The sequence below is a fragment of the Leisingera daeponensis genome (assembly GCF_019801465.1).
Taxonomy (GTDB): domain Bacteria; phylum Pseudomonadota; class Alphaproteobacteria; order Rhodobacterales; family Rhodobacteraceae; genus Leisingera; species Leisingera daeponensis_A.
Window position 1 is genome coordinate 1 of the sequence record NZ_JAHVJA010000008.1, and the last position, 16,245, is coordinate 16,245.

14 protein-coding genes, 1 tRNA gene, 1 pseudogene and 1 riboswitch are annotated in these 16,245 nt (G+C 59.6%); of the genes and pseudogenes, 10 read left to right on the forward strand and 6 right to left on the reverse strand.

Features of this window, described 5'->3' with window-relative positions:
• Window positions 1–42: 42 nt before the first annotated feature.
• Window positions 43–119 (forward strand) — tRNA-Met (locus KUV26_RS16040).
• Window positions 120–580: 461 nt separating this feature from the next.
• Here the strand turns inward: KUV26_RS16040 and KUV26_RS16045 are convergent.
• Window positions 581–1,378, reverse strand: coding sequence for a helix-turn-helix transcriptional regulator (locus tag KUV26_RS16045; RefSeq protein ID WP_222509068.1), 798 nt, complete (start codon window positions 1,376–1,378; stop codon window positions 581–583).
• A gap of 150 nt (window positions 1,379–1,528) precedes the next feature.
• Between KUV26_RS16045 and KUV26_RS16050 the strand changes: the two genes are divergently transcribed.
• From KUV26_RS16050 to KUV26_RS16080, 7 genes are all read left to right on the forward strand, one after another.
• Entirely contained in the window at window positions 1,529–2,296 is a 768-nt protein-coding gene (locus tag KUV26_RS16050; RefSeq protein WP_222505860.1) for an SDR family NAD(P)-dependent oxidoreductase, read from the forward strand.
• A gap of 26 nt (window positions 2,297–2,322) precedes the next feature.
• Window positions 2,323–3,594 (forward strand): D-arabinono-1,4-lactone oxidase, encoded by a 1,272-nt coding sequence (locus tag KUV26_RS16055; protein WP_222505859.1) that lies wholly within the window; start codon window positions 2,323–2,325, stop codon window positions 3,592–3,594.
• Window positions 3,595–3,652: 58 nt separating this feature from the next.
• Window positions 3,653–4,861: an ethanolamine utilization protein EutH gene (gene eutH / locus KUV26_RS16060; RefSeq protein WP_222509069.1), complete on the forward strand. Its 1,209-nt coding sequence runs from the start codon at window positions 3,653–3,655 to the stop codon at window positions 4,859–4,861.
• Between the two features lie 676 nt (window positions 4,862–5,537).
• Complete coding sequence (locus tag KUV26_RS16065) at window positions 5,538–6,338, forward strand: alpha/beta fold hydrolase (RefSeq protein ID WP_222509070.1); 801 nt, start codon at window positions 5,538–5,540, stop codon at window positions 6,336–6,338.
• Between the two features lie 5 nt (window positions 6,339–6,343).
• The gene (locus KUV26_RS16070; RefSeq protein WP_222509071.1) at window positions 6,344–7,684 is read left to right on the forward strand and encodes a PAS domain S-box protein; all 1,341 of its coding nucleotides are present in this window, start codon (window positions 6,344–6,346) and stop codon (window positions 7,682–7,684) included.
• A 437-nt stretch (window positions 7,685–8,121) separates the two neighbouring features.
• Window positions 8,122–9,759, forward strand: coding sequence for an FAD/NAD(P)-binding protein (locus KUV26_RS16075; RefSeq protein ID WP_261399948.1), 1,638 nt, complete (start codon window positions 8,122–8,124; stop codon window positions 9,757–9,759).
• A gap of 769 nt (window positions 9,760–10,528) precedes the next feature.
• Window positions 10,529–10,669 (forward strand): hypothetical protein, encoded by a 141-nt coding sequence (locus tag KUV26_RS16080; protein ID WP_222509073.1) that lies wholly within the window; start codon window positions 10,529–10,531, stop codon window positions 10,667–10,669.
• A 98-nt stretch (window positions 10,670–10,767) separates the two neighbouring features.
• Here the strand turns inward: KUV26_RS16080 and KUV26_RS16085 are convergent, their stop codons facing one another.
• Genes KUV26_RS16085 through KUV26_RS16105 form a run of 5 tightly spaced genes read right to left on the reverse strand, consistent with a single transcriptional unit; the run spans window position 10,768 to window position 14,184 of the window.
• Window positions 10,768–11,418, reverse strand: a complete 651-nt coding sequence (locus KUV26_RS16085) for an energy-coupling factor ABC transporter ATP-binding protein (protein WP_222509074.1) — start codon at window positions 11,416–11,418, stop codon at window positions 10,768–10,770.
• The gene (gene cbiQ, locus KUV26_RS16090; RefSeq protein WP_222509075.1) at window positions 11,405–12,193 is read right to left on the reverse strand and encodes a cobalt ECF transporter T component CbiQ; all 789 of its coding nucleotides are present in this window, start codon (window positions 12,191–12,193) and stop codon (window positions 11,405–11,407) included. Before cbiQ ends, KUV26_RS16085 begins: the two co-directional genes overlap by 14 nt.
• Entirely contained in the window at window positions 12,190–12,774 is a 585-nt protein-coding gene (locus KUV26_RS16095; protein ID WP_222505849.1) for a cobalt ABC transporter permease, read from the reverse strand. Before KUV26_RS16095 ends, cbiQ begins: the two co-directional genes overlap by 4 nt.
• Complete coding sequence (cbiM, locus tag KUV26_RS16100; RefSeq protein WP_222509076.1) at window positions 12,771–13,388, reverse strand: cobalt transporter CbiM; 618 nt, start codon at window positions 13,386–13,388, stop codon at window positions 12,771–12,773. The genes KUV26_RS16095 and cbiM overlap by 4 nt, the downstream gene beginning before the upstream one ends.
• 10 nt (window positions 13,389–13,398) lie before the next feature.
• Complete coding sequence (locus KUV26_RS16105) at window positions 13,399–14,184, reverse strand: DUF4198 domain-containing protein (RefSeq protein WP_222509077.1); 786 nt, start codon at window positions 14,182–14,184, stop codon at window positions 13,399–13,401.
• 140 nt (window positions 14,185–14,324) lie between these two features.
• Window positions 14,325–14,540, reverse strand: a riboswitch (cobalamin riboswitch).
• 228 nt (window positions 14,541–14,768) lie between these two features.
• Here KUV26_RS16105 and KUV26_RS23705 point away from each other — a divergent pair.
• Window positions 14,769–14,906, forward strand: a pseudogene (locus KUV26_RS23705) (IS5/IS1182 family transposase); the annotation flags it as partial.
• Between the two features lie 406 nt (window positions 14,907–15,312).
• A complete protein-coding gene (locus tag KUV26_RS16110) occupies window positions 15,313–16,245 on the forward strand; it encodes a glycosyltransferase family 2 protein (RefSeq protein WP_222509078.1) in 933 nt (310 codons plus the stop codon).

The following is a 16,245-nucleotide window of genomic DNA, read 5'->3' on the forward strand; positions in this document are numbered from 1 at the left end:
AAATCCAATAATCTCTCTAAAACGATGAAACAAAACCACTGCCGCGGGATGGAGCAGCCAGGTAGCTCGTCAGGCTCATAACCTGAAGGTCGCAGGTTCAAATCCTGCTCCCGCAACCAACACAATTTCCTCAGATATATCAAAGGCTTCCGGCAAACCGTCCGTGGCCTTCTTCGTGTCCGGGCCTTCCACACCCGCCGAAAGCCGCAGCAGCCCCGCCAGATCCCCTTCAAGGGTCAGATCCAGGCCAGGGCCCTCCGCCGCAGGCGTCAGCACGATCCGCTCCACCAAAGCGCGCAGCGCTTCCTTGGCCTCTTCCATGCCTTCGCTGGAGCCAAGGCTCCGGATCAGCCGCGACACCCGCTCCCGGTAGGCCTCCGCCATCGACGGGTGAAACACCACCGGGTCCGCGGCAGGGGTGTTCTGCAGCTCCCGTTCCAGTTGCTGGCGCCGCGCGTCGAACTCGGTCATGGCGAGAACCTCGACCGTCTCGCGGTAGCGCTCCGAAAGGTTGAGATGCAGTCATAGGGCACCGTTTCCGTCACACAGCGGACACAGGGAACCAAGCCAATCATCAGTGTTACTTAGCCAAGTAATTAATGAACATCTGAAACAGTTCGCTCTGACTGGATATCTCGAGGCGCCGGTAAATGTTCGAGCGGTGGATTTTGACGGTCCCTTCGGCGATGCCGAGGTGCTCGGCGATGGAAAGGCTGCTGTGGCCGCGCAATATCAACTTAGTGACAGCGTGCTGAGCCGGTGTGAGCACGCTTCCAAACACCTCTTGAAAAACCTGCTCGGCGTCTGCTCGGACGGGTGTTTCAACGTTGTCTGCAGCGTGCGTCAGTTGCCAATGCCGTTGAAGACTTGCAGCAACGATAGGTGTGAGCGCAGCAAGGGCTGCGAATTCTTCTGAGCAAAAAGGCTGGCCTCCCCGGTTGCGCATCAGAGAGTAGGTGGCCGTGTGCTCGCCGGTCAGCCGGACCAGAAAACCGATCTCCTCGACCAGAGTGCCCGCCTCGTCCGAGATGCAGGGGTGAACCTCGCGAGAGGCCATGAATTCAGACTCGTAGAAGCCGTCGGGAGCGAGGTCACGCATGCGCCATAGCCCTTCGGGCCGGCCGGATATACTAGCCGAATAAAACGGGTCGAGCAGATAAGCACCGCGCAAATAGGAACGCAATGCCCGCCGGTCCACGGTTGCCGAGTATCCGTCATGCACCACCTTGGGCTCTGCGCGTAGACTGAAGGCAAATGCGCAGCTCATGTCGAACTCCGCACAACTTTTGGTCAATAGATCAAGAGCTTGTCCAAAGCTGGAGCCGCCAGCAGCTGAGATCAAGCCGCCAACGGTTTCCGCGTCCTGTGCGGTGATCATCGTCTGACCTCCCTTGTATAACTTACGCCATATGGAATTTCAGTGTCCGCCTTTTAGGCTTTCCGCATCCGGCCTTGGGAAAGATCGGGTCCGTGACCCATAGACACAGAAACCGGCCGGACAGGCAAGTCTTGGCCCAGGAGGTAAAGAATGACAGGAAGACTGACCGGAAAGGTAGCTTTGATAACCGGGGGGGCGGGCGGGTGCGGCTTGGCAGCATCCGAATTATTTGCCGCCGAGGGAGCGAAAGTCGGGATCCTGGATCTGCCTGGGAGCGACGGCGAGGCCGCAGCGCGCCGTTTGCGCGACAATGGGTGCCAGGCCATTTTTGCGCCCGCCGACGTGTCGGACGCTGAGCAGGTCAGGACTGCGGTGAAGACGGTCGAAGAGACCCTTGGCCTGATTACTGTTCTGATGAACCACGCCGGCATTCTGGCCGCTGCGCCATTTCTGGAAACTTCGGAAGAGCAGTGGGACAAGATCATGGCCGTGAATGTCAAAAGCATGTTTCTGGTAACGAAAGCAGTGCTGCCGGGGATGCTCGCAGCAGGCGGAGGCAGCGTGATCTGCACCTCTTCAATTTCGGCCATTGCCGGAACGCCGATGGAAGTTCTTTACTGCACGAGCAAGGGCGCCTGTCACATGTTTGCCCGTGCGCTGGCCGTGGAGTTCCGCGACCGGAACATCCGATCAAACGCGATCTGCCCGGGTTTCATTGCAACGGCACACGGTCTGCGTGAAATCGATCTCCTGAAACAGCATGGCGTCGATGTTTCCGAGAATGCCATCGCGGCCGCGCAGGGGCGCCTGTGCAAACCGGAAGAAGTCGCCAAGGCAGCACTGTTCCTGGCAAGTGATGATGCGAGTTTCGTCAATGGCGCGCATCTGTTTGCCGACAACGGTTACACCGCAATTTGAAACAGCAACAACAGGGAGGATTGAATATGACCACCTCATCACACGGGATGACCGTCAATGATTTTGGCGTCGACCAGGCGCATTGGCGCAATTGGGTCGGTAATCAGGCTTGCGTCCGCGCCGCGCGTGGGGCACCGCAAAGTGAAGACGAACTCTGCGCGTTGATTGCCGAAGCGACCGGCAAGGGGATGAATGTGCGCGCCGCCGGTTCCGGGCACAGTTTCACACCCGTCGCACTGACCAATGGCCTCCATCTTACGCTAGCGAACATGACGGGCGTCAAGGGAATCGACCATGCACGTCGCCGAGTGACCGCGTCAGCCGGAACGACGATCAATGAGCTGGTGAAGGTGCTGAAAGCTGAAGGCCTGTCAATGATCAACCAGGGCGACATCGACAGCCAGGCTATAGCTGGCGCGCTGACCACCGGCACTCACGGAACCGGCGCGAAACTGCCGGTGCTGGCCGACGCCATCGTGGGCATGAAGCTGATCCAGCCTGACGGTTCGATCCTGACCGTCGACGAAAGCACGCCGGACCTTCTGTTGGCGGGCAGGGTTTCGCTGGGGACGCTCGGCGTCATCTCGGAAATGACTCTCCAGCTGCAGGATAGCTACAACCTGCACGAAAAAATCTGGCGCGAGGACTTCGAGACCGCGATGGAAATGCACGACGAGCTTGCGGAAAATCACCGGCATTTCAGCTTTTTCTGGTGCCCATATGAGGAAAGCAGGCATTGTTATTGTCTCCCCGACACTTCAGCGACTTCAAAAACCGGCCGGACCTCTGATGTCTGCGAGATGAAGGTCATGGATATCACTGAAGAAGAACCATTCGAACGTGAGTTTGAAAAGGCCGCCTACAGTTCGGATGTCTATCCCATCGAGTATGTCCCAAACTTTCACGAGCTGGAATATGCTGTGCCGCGTGAACACGGTAAGGACGCTGTACGCGCCGTGCGCAAACTGATGCTGGAACAGTTCCCCGAGGCGATCTATCCCATAGAGTACCGCTTCACGGCCGGTGACGAAGCCTGGATGAGCCCGTTTTACCGCCAGGACAGTGTTACGGTGTCGGTCTCCGGGGAACCTGGCAAGGACTACTGGGACTACCTGCGCGCCGTGGACAAGATCCTGCGGGACTTCGGTGCTCGTCCGCATTGGGGCAAGATGCATTTTCTGACGGGCGAGGACGTAGCTGCGATCTATCCGCGGGCAGAAAACTTCAGAAACCTGCGCCGCAAGTTGGACCCGCAGGGCTTCTATCTGAACGACCATCTTTCAGCATTGTTCGGCTGACCAATTGCCGGTCACGGGACGTCGAAGCCCGGTCCGACCTCCAACAGGGAGTAAGCGCATGGCCTATATCGGCACCATCGTTATTTACATCATCATGGCCTCAGCCGTGGTTGGGGCTGTTGCCTCGATCATCGACAGTGAAAGCCCCCTTGGTAAGGAATTCACTGCAGGCCTTCACTCTATCGGTCACATTTTCATTCCCGTGGCAGGGATCATGGCCGCGGTTCCGTATCTTTCCGCCTTTATCAGCTCAACCATCGGCCCGGCTTTTCAGGCGGTCAACGCTGACCCGGCTATGGCGGCAACTTCAATCATCGCCGTGGACATGGGTGGTTATCAGCTGGCCAAGGCGCTGGCCCAGTCGCACGAAGGCTGGATCATGGCGTCGGTCACCGGCTTCATGGCAGGAGCCACGATCATCTTCACAATCCCGGTCGGTCTTTCGATGCTGGAAAAGGAGGACCACCAGTATATGGCCATCGGGATCATGTGCGGGTTGCTGTCGATCCCGGTCGGGGTTCTCGTTTCATGCCTTGCACTTGGCCTCATGGACATCGCAGTCCGTCCGGAAATCAATGCTGCCGGCAGTGCCACCTACGGTCTGGTTCTTGAAACGGCCGATGTGTTTCGCAACATTGCGCCGCTGGTCGTCTTTTGTTTGGCCCTGGCTGCCGGTCTCAAATTGTACCCTTCCTTGATGATCCGCCTGTTCCTCGCCTTCGGCCGCATCATGTATGCAGCGATCACACTGGTTCTGGTCCTGTCAATCGTGGAGTATTTCACTGGCCTCCTTTCCAGCCTTCTTGGCGGATGGGGGTTCGCGCCGATCATCGCCGATGAAGAAGATCAATTCCGGGCCTTGGAGATTGCGGGCTACATCGGCATCATGCTGTGCGGAGCTTTCCCCATGGTGTGGATGCTGAACCGGTTTTTGCAGAAACCGATGCAGAAAGTCGGCACTTGGCTCGGGCTGTCTTCCGCGGGCACTGCGGGGCTTCTGGCGGCTTCGGCCAATGTGCTCGCGATGTTCCGGCTGATCAAAGACATGCCACCTCGGGACAAGGTGCTGGTGATTTCCTTTGCAGTCTGCGGTGCGTTCATGTTCGGCGACCATCTGGCGTTTTCGGCGAATTTTCAGCCAACGATCATCCTCCCTTTGCTCTTGGGCAAAGCAGCGGGCGGCGTGGCCGGGTTCTCGCTAGCGGTTTGGGTGCTGTCCTCGGAAGACAAGCGGCAGGCCATCGCCAGTAGTGCAGGCGGCCAATGAAGATCCTGGTCTCGAAGGCGAAATGCCAATCCAAGGGAGAGACGGCGGACCGCTAACTGGTGCAAAGCCGGTGCAGTGCAAGCCGTCGTGCTTCTTGCCTTCCGCCTGTGCAACCCGGGCCGCACCGAAGTGCAGAGGAAACTAAATTTGTCAAGCAAGGCACCTAATTCAGGCAGAACTAGGTGCCATGCTTGGTACGCCTCTCAAACGAACCTTAGACCTGTTTGGGATGAAACGGTGTCTAATTCCTGCTCCTGCAACTCGCCTCCCAGGGGGGGCAGCAGTTCCCGATCTCGTATCACCTGAACGGGCTGCCTGCTGATTGGTCCGGACCATCGTGCCATGCCGCAACGGCAACCCCGGAAAACGCGCGCCCTTAGGCAGCCAGATCTTCGCACGCCGGGACAGACTGGCAGCGTGCGGAAGGCTACTAAAGTTCGTTGCACGCGGGTGGGTTGCTGGGGATCCGCGATGGGGCTGATCTCACGTGGGCGGAGTGAAGGAGTTGGATTTTCGCCGCTAAACATCGCACGCTTTGAACTTTAGTCTAGATTTATCTTGCGGCTCATGAAAGCTCGGCCGCAGCTTCGGATAACGCTCCAACGCATTACGTTGTGTGTTAAAATGTAGGGTGCTGGTCACAAAGGCGCTTTAACTCGCACAGGGGACTTTGGGCATGATTACGCGAAACAAGGTTGTCGTTTCCGGTTTGACCAGCGGTCAGCCGATCGTTTTCATCCATGGCTTTGGATGTGACCAGTCGATGTGGCGGCAGGTTGTGCCAAGCCTTGCCGAAGATTTCCGGATCGTGACCTACGATCTGACGGGCATGGGGCAGTCGGATCTCTCCGCTTACGATCCGGGGCGCTATGCCGATCTTCAGGCGCATGCCGATGATCTGCTGCTAATCATTGATGAACTCGAGCTTGAAAAGGCGGTGCTGGTCGGCCACTCCATCGGTGCAACCATTGGGCTGCTCGCGGCCAATCGGGAGCCGGGGAAGGTGTCCCGGCTCGTTCTTGTTTCTCCGACGCCGTGTTTTCTGGATGACGAGTCTCATGGGTATCACGGAGGTTTTTCTCAAGGTGACCTTGAGGAGCTCATTTCGTTCCTGGACGAGAACCATCTGGGATGGTCTGCTCAAATGGCCCCAACGATCGCCGGTCAGCCCGCAGGGGCTCCCGCAGCTGACGAACTTACCAAAGGATTTTGCCGCACCGATCCTGCAATCGCCCAGCATTTTGGCCGTGTGACTTTCTTCGCGGATGAACGGTCGGCGTTTGAAAGGGCTGCGTGTCCGGCCCTGATCCTGCATTGCGACGATGATGCTCTCGTACCGATGCAGGTTGCCGAGTGGATGCGCGACCGGATGCCGGGCGCGACGCTGAAGGTGCTGACGGCCACCGGCCACTGCCCTCATATGACTGTCCCCTCTGACGTGGTGGCGGCAATCCGCGACTATCTCAAGGATTTCTGAGCGCCATGGAAGACAGAGTGGATCTTCAGTCCGCTTTCGCGGAACTTTTGGAGGATGCACCCTGCGGAATCGTCGTGACGGACCCGGACGGAAGGCTGAAATATGTCAATGAAACGCTGAGCCGCTGGTTGAACCTTCCGGCCGCGGCCGAGGAAAGACCGCAACGGTTGCCTGAACTTATGACTGGCCCGGGAAGGCTGTTCTACGAGACCCATTTGGCTCCAATGATGCGCCTGCAGGGGTTCGCCCGCGAGATTTCCTGTTCTTTGAAGGTGATGAACGGCGCACCCTTTCCTGTTTTGCTCAGCGGAGTTGCGCGACACGATCCCGAGGGAAGCCCTGTCCGGTTCGACTATACCATTTTCGACGCCCGCGAACGCCGCTTGTACGAGGACCAGCTTCGGGCTGCCCGGCGTGAATCAGATGAGCTTGCAGCCATCGTCCGCACCTCGCCGAATGGTATACTTCGTGTGCAAGAGAACGGTGTTATCCTGCGCTGGAATGCAGGCGCTGAGCGGCTCCTGGGGAGGACTTTCGAAGCTGTTCAGGGACTTTGTGTCCAGGACGAGATCCGGCTTGAGGATGACCCGGACTGGTTTGCGCGTGCAGCCGCAACCTGCAAGAGTAAGCCTGAAGCTGTGTTTGAAACAGTAGACAGTAAGGGGCAGCACTTTGAGATCACCGTGGTGCCGATCGAAGAACACGAAACCGGGGCCAAAAGAAATTACTCAATCGTCCTGCGCGACATATCCGCCCGCAAGAAGGCCGAACTCCGGTTGAAGGTCGCGATGAACGAAATGAAACATCGCATCAAGAACACCCTCACCGTCGTTGCCGGGATAGCCAAGCAAACCCTTCCAGCCGAATTCCATGCGAGCTTTACCGGCCGTCTTCAGGCGATGTCCAAGGCGCATGATATCTTGACAAGCGAGGGCCAGAAGACCGCGGACCTTATGGAACTGCTCGCACTGACAGAGGAAGAGGCCGGTGGGGCGGAACGCTTTCGCATTTCAGGGGTAACCGCGATGCTGCCATCGGAGCAGGCGACCAGTCTTTCGATGGCCCTGCACGAGCTCACGACCAACGCCCTGAAATATGGCGCTCTTTCTGAGCCAAACGGGTACGTCGAGGTCGCCTGCGAAAGCCTTGATCAAAGGGGCGGTTTACTTCGGATTGTATGGCGGGAACGTAATGGCCCGCCTGTCGTCGAGCCAACGCGTCGAGGCTTCGGCAGCAAGATGATTGACACTATCTTGAAGTTTGATCTGGGTGGAGAGGTGGAAGTGGACTACCGGCCTGATGGACTTCAGTGCGTCATCTCCTTCGGCAAGGGGAAAGAGAGGTGATTTTCCAGTGGGGACAGTCCCCACCTGGTTTGACGTCTTGTCTTGAAGCCTGGGCCCATAGATTTCCGCTTGTCGGTATGCCTCATTAGTCGACACGCGAGCGGTAAACATGAGCAGCGAGTGCAACGCTGCATCTTGCGCTGATGTCGAATTTGGGCTGCCTGCGCCACTTGCGGAAAGGCCGTCATCCGGCGAAGGGCAGAAGGGGCAAGTTCTTCACAGGCGTCACCCTTGTGAACAAACTGGATGCCGAAGCCCGCGCGGTACGCCAAGGCCGGCGGGCGGTTCTTCCTCCAACAGAGCAGCCGCTTCTACGAGCGCACCTCGTTCACCATCAACGCTTTAGCGCCGATACTGTTCTCTGTGCTTTACAACCTTGCGCCTTGATCCCGCTGTGGCCCAAGGTGGCGGGGGTGAGCAGAGGGAAGGAAGGCATCATGACGCAAGTCCGGCGCCGCATCGCTATTGTGGGCTTCGGTCCGCGGGGCCTGGGGGCGCTTGAGGCGCTGGTGAACCGGGCACAGGCCACCGGCGCCTCGATGGCGGTTGATGTGTTCGATGCCAGCCGCTGGCCCGCCGCGGGTCCGAGTTTCAGTCCCGATGAAAGTAAGGTCTGCCTTCTGAACCTGCCGTTGCGCAGCATCGCCTTGCCGCCGCCGCCGTCATGCTCGCGACTGCAGGAGGATTTTGCGGACTGGCTGGGCGAGGCCGGATGCGACCGGGAGGCTTATCTGCCGCGCGCGATGCTCGGAACCTACTTGCATGAACGGTTTAAGGCGCTTCTGGCACAGCTGCCGGACCATATTTCCGTGGTGCATCACCCGCTGCGTGTCAGCGCAGCGCATTGGGATCAGGATGGCTGGCGGCTGCACGCGCAGAGCGGCGGTCACGGGCCGTTTGAGCATGTTCTGATGTCCCTCGGGCAGCCGGAAACCCACCCGGATCCGCAGCTGAAGAGATGGCGAAAGCACGCGGGGCTCAATGCCCTGCCGCTCTGTTCAGCCTATCCTGGCGCTGAGTTGATCCGGGCTGCCCAAGATTGGTCCGGACGCGTCGTGGGCATTCGCGGATTGGCTCTGTCGTCGCTTGACGTGATCCGCATGCTGACACTAGGTCTCGGCGGTCGGTTTGAAGATGGACGCTACATCGCATCCGGGCGGGAGCCAGCACGGATCGTCCCATTTTCTCTGGATGGTCTGGCGCCGTGGCCAAAACCGCTGGATGCGGCGCTGGATGCAGGGTTCGACCCGTTGCCAAGGGAGGACGCAGCGTTTGAGGCAGCCCTGCACGCAGCACTTTCGGACTCCGGAAACGCGGGTCTGCCGACCGCCTTTGATGTGCTTGCTGCATCCGCAGTGCGTGTTATCCGGTCAGCCGGGGGGGGAGCGGAACAAGATGAAGTGCTGGACTGGCTGGAGCGGGAAGCCGGGGCACCGGGCAGTCAGGAGCTACTCGGCACTCTCGACGCTCTGCGCTGCGGCATCCGGCAAGCGGAGGGACAGGAACCGCCTGCCATCGGCTACACGGTGGGCCAGCTGTGGCGCAAATGGCAGCCACTGCTGCGCAGCATCTACGGCAGCAGGCTGGTGCCCCCGGCCACCGCCCGCGCCTTTACGGCATTTGATGAGGGGCTCAAGCGTTATTCCTACGGCGCGCCGGTGGTAACGGCCCGGCAGCTCCTGATGCTGATTGAAACCGGACTGGTTGATCCGCGCGCCGCGGACGATCCCGGAGTTGCCCTGTCTTCGAAGGGCTGGGACATACAGTCCGGCGAAGCGGCCGTGACCGCGGATGTTATGATCGACACCGTGCTGCCGCCCCCGGCTCTCGAGCGCGTGGCGGAGCCGCTGGTGGCTGGCTTGCAGGACGCAAAGACCCTGACGGCGCTCAGCGAAGGGTTGGGGGCACGCTGCAGGCCGGATGCGGTTCTGATCCGGTCTGACGGAAAACCGGTGCAGGGGCTTGGGCTGGCCGGACGGCTGTCAAACGGCAGCAGCATTGCGGGCGACTCTATCCACGACTGCTTTGGCGGTATCTGTGACCGTTGGGCGGAAACCGTGCTGGAGGCCCGGTAAGCGGCGCTCCTGATTGCAACCGTGGAAAAGAGCCCTGTTGCCAGGTCGAGGCCAGCGCCGCTAAAGATGATACACCGGCAGCTTTTTCAAGTTGGCAACGTGTCTCCGGCCAAGCACGGGAAAACGTCGGCAGTGAACTGTCGCCCAAAGCACCTCTGAACACGCGCAGGTTGCCTGTATGGCCCGCTGCAACTAGACTGCCGAGCTGGACGGCACGGCGGCTTATACCGATGCGGGCATGCGCCGAGCGCTGGCGTTAGAAATTGCCAACGCGGTGGTGCTGGAAATCGCCTAAGTGCCTTCGGAGGCTGGGCACATTCATTCGTTTAAATAGTTGCGAAGAGGGCAGGTAGAATTTGGCGGTTGGCTGCTCCCACAACCAACACCCGCGAATACCGCATCATCACGATCGGCGTCGTGATATCTCGGCGCCGATTTGCGTATCACCTTCAGCAGGTTGCCGTCGATCAAGAGCCAGTGGCTCTGCACGTCATCGCCCCAATGCACCCCACACGCTCTACGAACTCATGCAGCTCATCTACGGTCCGTTCGGCAACGGCCTCGTCAGACAACGACGTTGCCAAGTCCGCCACCATCTCCCGGTAGAGTTCCGGCAGGTTCCCGGGCAGATCGACCGCCGACGGAACAAACTCTGCCCGCTTGTCCCTCATCGCAGTCAGTTCCTCATGCGCAGTGTTCAAACGTTCGCTGATCAGCTGCGAAAAACCACGCCTTTGAAGACTTGCAGGAGTTTGCGTTTCTTCGTCTCATGCACGCGCTGACAGGTTTGGCGAAAGCGCAGCCTCTCCTCGGCGGCTTCCTGGCTCTCGACGAGGCTTTTGTGGAACCGCTGGCGGAAGTGTTCCTAGCCCTTGGGCTTCTTCTGAAGCCTAGCAGGACCAGCCACTGAGCCCCCTTTCTTGGAGTTCGCGCAGTGACAGGTCCTATGTTTTCCGCTTCCGGCAGGAGTCATCTTGCCGCTGCAAATCCCGAAGGCAATTTCCTGCCTTAGACCCTTAGAAGCTCACGATCTTTCAGGTGATACCCGTCAGGGGCAATCTCTGCACGGAACTCCGGGTCATGGCTGACCAGCAGGATTGCCTGATCAAGCTCTTTCAGGATTCCGGTCAGACGCCCGTAGTTTTCCGGATCCAGCGCGTTGGTCGGTTCATCAAGGATGAGCACCTCCGGCTCCATCGCCAGCACTGTAGCCAGCGTGACCAGCCGCTTTTCGCCGCCCGACAGTTTGTGGGTAACCCGGTCGCGCAGATGCATCAGCCCCAGGCGGGTCAGCACATTATCGACAATGGCCAGCGCTTCCTGTTTGGACTTTCCCAGGTTCAGGGGGCCAAAGGCCACGTCCTCGGCCACGGTCGGGCAGAACAGCTGGTCGTCTGCGTCCTGAAAGACGAACCCGATGCGGCGGCGCACCTCGTGAAAATCCGCTTCGCGGGTGCAAGTCTTGCCGAAAGCCGAAATAGTGCCCTGTTCGGGAGCAAGCAGCCCCATGATGATCTTCAGAAGGGTCGACTTCCCGGCCCCGTTGGGCCCGACAAGCGACAGCCGTTGCCCTGGTTCAAGCTGCATCGATGCGCCTTCCAGCACCGGGCCCAGCCCGGGGTAGGCAAAGTGGATGTTGTTCAGGTCAAGAAGCAGCATAGATGGCCTCCGCGCAAATCAGGGCGGCAAGAGCGGCGGATAGGGCCGCGGCAAACAGCAGGTCAGCCCTGCTCAAGCGGAAGTCGTCCAGCAGGACGATGCGGCCGGAAAACCCCCGGCATTTCATCGCCGCCAGAATGCGTTCCGACCGTTCGATGGCGCGCACCAGCATCATGCCGACCAGGTAGCCATAGCTGCGGTAAGTGTGCCAATTGGTTCCCGGGCGGAAGCCGCGCAGCTTCATCGAAGTTCGCAGTCGCTGGTATTCCTCGCGCAGAACATCGATGTAGCGGATGGTGAACATCAGCAGATGTACAAGCCGCTCCGGTGTTTTCAGGGCAAACAGCGCGTGCCCCAAGGTCACCGGCTCCATCGACCCCACCAGCGTCATGACCGCAAGAATGACCGCATTGGCCGTCAAAGCAATCTCCACGGCGCGCCGCAAACCTTCCCAGCTGGCCTCCAGCCCCCACAGGGAAAACACCGGCGTTCCGGGAATCGTAAAGGGCAGAAGCAGCAGCATGAATATGATGAAACTGTCCATCATCGCCATCCGCTTCAGCGTTTTGCGGGGCGGCAGGCCGGAAAGGGCCAGCAGCCCTGACGACAGGATAAGCGCGCCCGCCAGAACCCACAGGCTGTTCAGAGAGACGACAACTATTGCGTAAATGGCGGTCATGACGATCCGCATGCGCGGGTCGAATGCGGTGACTTTTGCCCGGCAAACACCGATCCCGCTGAGCGGTTTTTCATCGCCTGTCAGAACATAGGTCATGCGCTGTTTCCCATCTTGCGCCGGGCGGCGATGTAGAAGCCCAGCCCGAACAGGCCGAAAATATAGCCGATTCCGCCGAGAACGGACTGGAAGTCCGACTTGTTCTTGAAAGCGGTCAGTTCCTGCCGGAGCGGACGCAATTCGTTACGCAGCATGGCGGCAAGCTCGGCCCGGGCCTGATCGGACAGGCCGGCTGCCGTTGCGGCCAGCGGGAGCGCACCGGATCCGGCCGCCGCGGGTGTTGCCGTGCTTGGGCTTTTGCCCATGATCTGTGCCACCTCTGCCGCATCCATGGCAGCTTCGGCAACATGGCCGGCGCCGAGGTTGCCGCGAAAGATGTGCGTCACCGGCTCGGCCGGGGTGAACACAAAGAAACCGTCGTCATCGGTCCTGGTCTCACCAAGTTTGCCGCCGTCTTGGTCAAAAACCTCGATCAGCAGGCCCGGGGCCATTTCGCCATTGGAAAAACCGACCTCGCCCTCGATGTCGGAGCCGGAAGGAAACACCGCGGAGATCACATTGTGGGCAAATGCAGGCAGCGGAGCCATCAGCGCAATGCCCAGAACCCAGGCGCGGATCATGCGAGGCTTCCCTTCGCGTCAGCAAACAGCTCGGGTTTGACCCGCCGCGCAAGGAAAATGGCAGCGCCGGACAACAGGGCCTCGATCACCATCACCGGGATATGGGACACGAACACGAGCTTGGCGGCCAGAAGGAATTCATCACCGGACAGCATCAGCGAAACCGCAACCGCAAGCGTCGTGAGGGCGATGGCTGCGCCGCCGCCAATGCCGCCCCAGATCGCCCCTTGCAACGGTGAACCGCGGGCCAATAGAGGGCGGATGGCCAGTCCGGCCAGAACTGCGGGCAGGGCGATATTCACGGCATTCACACCGAGCACGGTCAGGCCGCCAAAGCCGAAGAAGACCGCCTGCAGCAGCAGCCCGACGAACAGGGCCGGGAAGGCCGCCCACCCCAGCACCAGCCCGGCCAGCCCGTTCAGGATCAGGTGTACCGAACTGGGCCCGATCGGCACATGGATCAGCGAGGCCACAAAAAAGCTGGCGGACAGAACCCCTGCCGCCGGAATCCGTTCCAGCGGCAGGTTGCGCAGGCCCATGGCAATACCGCCGGCGGCGGCAACCGCTCCGCCGATCACAACCGGGTTCGACAGAGCGCCGTCTACGATATGCATGGGCCGGGCCTCACTTCAGCTCTGCGGCGTGGATCCACAGCACGGCATCCTGGCTGAGCTCCTTGCCTTCGTACTCGGTCGCCGGTCCGGAACCCAGGGCCGCAAAGCCCCAGTAACCCGCTTTCGGGATGCCAAAGGAGAACACACCGTTCTGGTCCGCGATGGCAACGATCGAGCCGCCCGCCATTTCCTGAACGGTGGGTTCGGTGGTTGAAAACTTCTCAAGGTCCGGCTCCGCCGCCATGAATTCGATTTCAATCTCGGCGCCAGGAACCGGTTTGCCTTCCGCCAGGACCTGACCGGAGAAGGTGGAGCCCACGATCACGTTGTAGGGTTTGTTCAGCGGCAGGATTTCGGTGGCCAGGCCAACCGGCTGATCCCAGTCGGTGGGCAGCGTGTTGCGGTTCAGCACAACCTTGGAGATCTGCTGGATAAAGATATCCTCGCTCTCCTCGTAGTAGGGCGCGGGCACGGTGACCACCACATAGTCGCCGGACCGTTTCACCGGGACGGACGCCTTGTAGGCCGAAGCTTCGTTTTCAGCGCCCTTAAAGACGGCCGGTTCCAGGCGGTCTGAAAGGTCGGTCTTTTCACCCTTGTGGATCATGAAGAACTCTGCCGGCGTGCCCATGTCCATGGCATGGCCGTTTGCCATCGGGTGCCAGAACACCAGGCCCATCGGCACATCGCCGGGCTTCGCAATCAGGGCGCTTTCGGTGTAATTCAGCTGGAAGTGCGCCGACGCGGCGGCCGGCAGGGATACGGCCAGAGCTGCGGCCAGGTAGTTCAGTTTCATTTCGTCCTCATTCGACGACGCAGGCGCACCTGCAATCAGGAATGAACAACGGGGATAGTGGCACGGAATAGCCGGAACGGCAGTCGCGCCAGACGCTCACCCCGGCGTCCGGTGGAAAAGGGCAGGTTTGCCGCAAGCGGATCCGCGCCCTTGTGTCCGGCAGGTCTCCTGACTCGCGGGTCCTGGTTCGGCTGGCCTTCCCGGGACGGATCCCAGTGGCGTCTTCAGCGTCACTCACCGCTCACAGTTGCGGGGGCAGTCACGGATTTGGTCCCTTTTGGGTACGCCGCACCGTGTTCCCTATTTCTTCCGCTGCGCATTGAAACACTCGCGGAACCGGTCACTTTTGCTGAATGGCAAAACGGAATTTCCGAGTCAAGAGTTTTGCCCGCGCCAGCCGCCCTGGCTTTATGAGGCAGGGCAGCAATCCCGAAATGGCGTTCGGTCCAAGCTGGTGCGGAATCGTAAACCGGTAAACCCCGATCGGCTCCGTCGTGGCTGCGTTTTCGCTTACCGCTATGGAAACGGCTTTCGACACAGCCTGAGGAACATGGTTCAGTCCTAGTGCAAATGCGGCAGGGATGATGATAAGCGGGGCGGACGAAGCGAGCGGCCTCCTTTTCAGCTATGCCGATCTGGAAGAACGCATCCCGGGCCGGTATCCGCTCCGGAAAATCAGGCAGGTTGTGAAAGGCTTGATGGCCAGCCTGGGTGCCGATTTCGCGTGCTGCCAAGCCGAAACGCCGCCTTTGGAACAAGGGCAGGCTGGCCAGCGGGAAACGCCCGTTACTCCAGAAATAAGGATGTACATAGTCCTGAAAGAACCGAAGCCGTCAATGCTCTAGCGGTCGAACTGGACTAGCCGAATCAGCCTCCGGTAGCGTTCTGGTGCTTTCAAATCCAGACCCGATCGCCGCCCGCAGAAATCACTACTTGCTAGTTGATCCGTCTGGCGGATGGCAAGCATGGGAGCTTCAATGTTGCGGTGGAGGTTCTCCTGAAGACTCTCAAAACCGAGCTGCTACGGCAATTACTTGTTGTGCCACTTAACCTCCAATTAGCTTTTCGCCGGTATCCCTAAAATCGAAGAGGAGAAGCCTCAACTACACGGGTTGGAGAAACCGCCGAATGCTTTTTGAATCGCACAACCAGTCGGACCTAGCCTCGGAAGACCGGCCATTGGTGACTGTATTCTGCGCAGTCTGGCACAAGCAGGTAGGCAAGCTGGAGCTCTTGCGTTCTCATTGGGAGAACCTGAAGGCACAAAGCATAAGGGTCGAACCCTGCTACATTTTTGACAACGGGGAGGAAGCCCCGGAGTGGCTCGATGCGCCGTGGCATTCGTTTTCCGAACCTCTTACCATCTATGAAGCGTGGGCTGCAGCGGTAGCGCTTGCCAAGACACGGTACGTCATGAATTTGAACATGGATGACCGGCTGGCCACAAACGGGGCGCAAGAACTTCTGAATACTGCAATGACTACCAGTTCTGCTCTTGTGGGAGGGGACTGGCTGGTCTGTTTTGACAAGCAGCACCTGTCTCTGGAGTTTCCGGTGACAGATTTGGAAGGCACGCAATACCTGCCCGCATGGCCGCCCCGCCGCCATCAAGGATTAAGGCTAGGCAGCGGCTCGGGGGAACGCGGCACCCTTGGGGCCGCTACTATGTGGGATCTGGATATCGTGGGCAAATGGTATCCAACGTATTTCGGTAACGGCGCCCCCATCCTGTCGATCGGCGACACAATCTTCTGGGGGCTGCTGAAGCACAAGAACCTGAAGCTGACCCGGCTGCCCAAGATTATCGGGCGCTATTATTCCGATCCGGACGCCCAGGCTGAATTCAGGCCTCACCAGGACAATGACCTGCTTAAATCGGAAGGCCTGAGCACGAGGTCCTTTGCAGACGGCGTGCGCAGCGGCGATTTCTGCTGGCACGGCAAGGCTGCGGCCCGCGTCAGGCAAAAGCCGCTCAACAAGATAGAAAAGAAAAGCGCTGAATTGGAAGCCCGCTACCGCAGACTTTTCGGTCTACCCGCGCAACAGGTTGCTGCGGAGTGA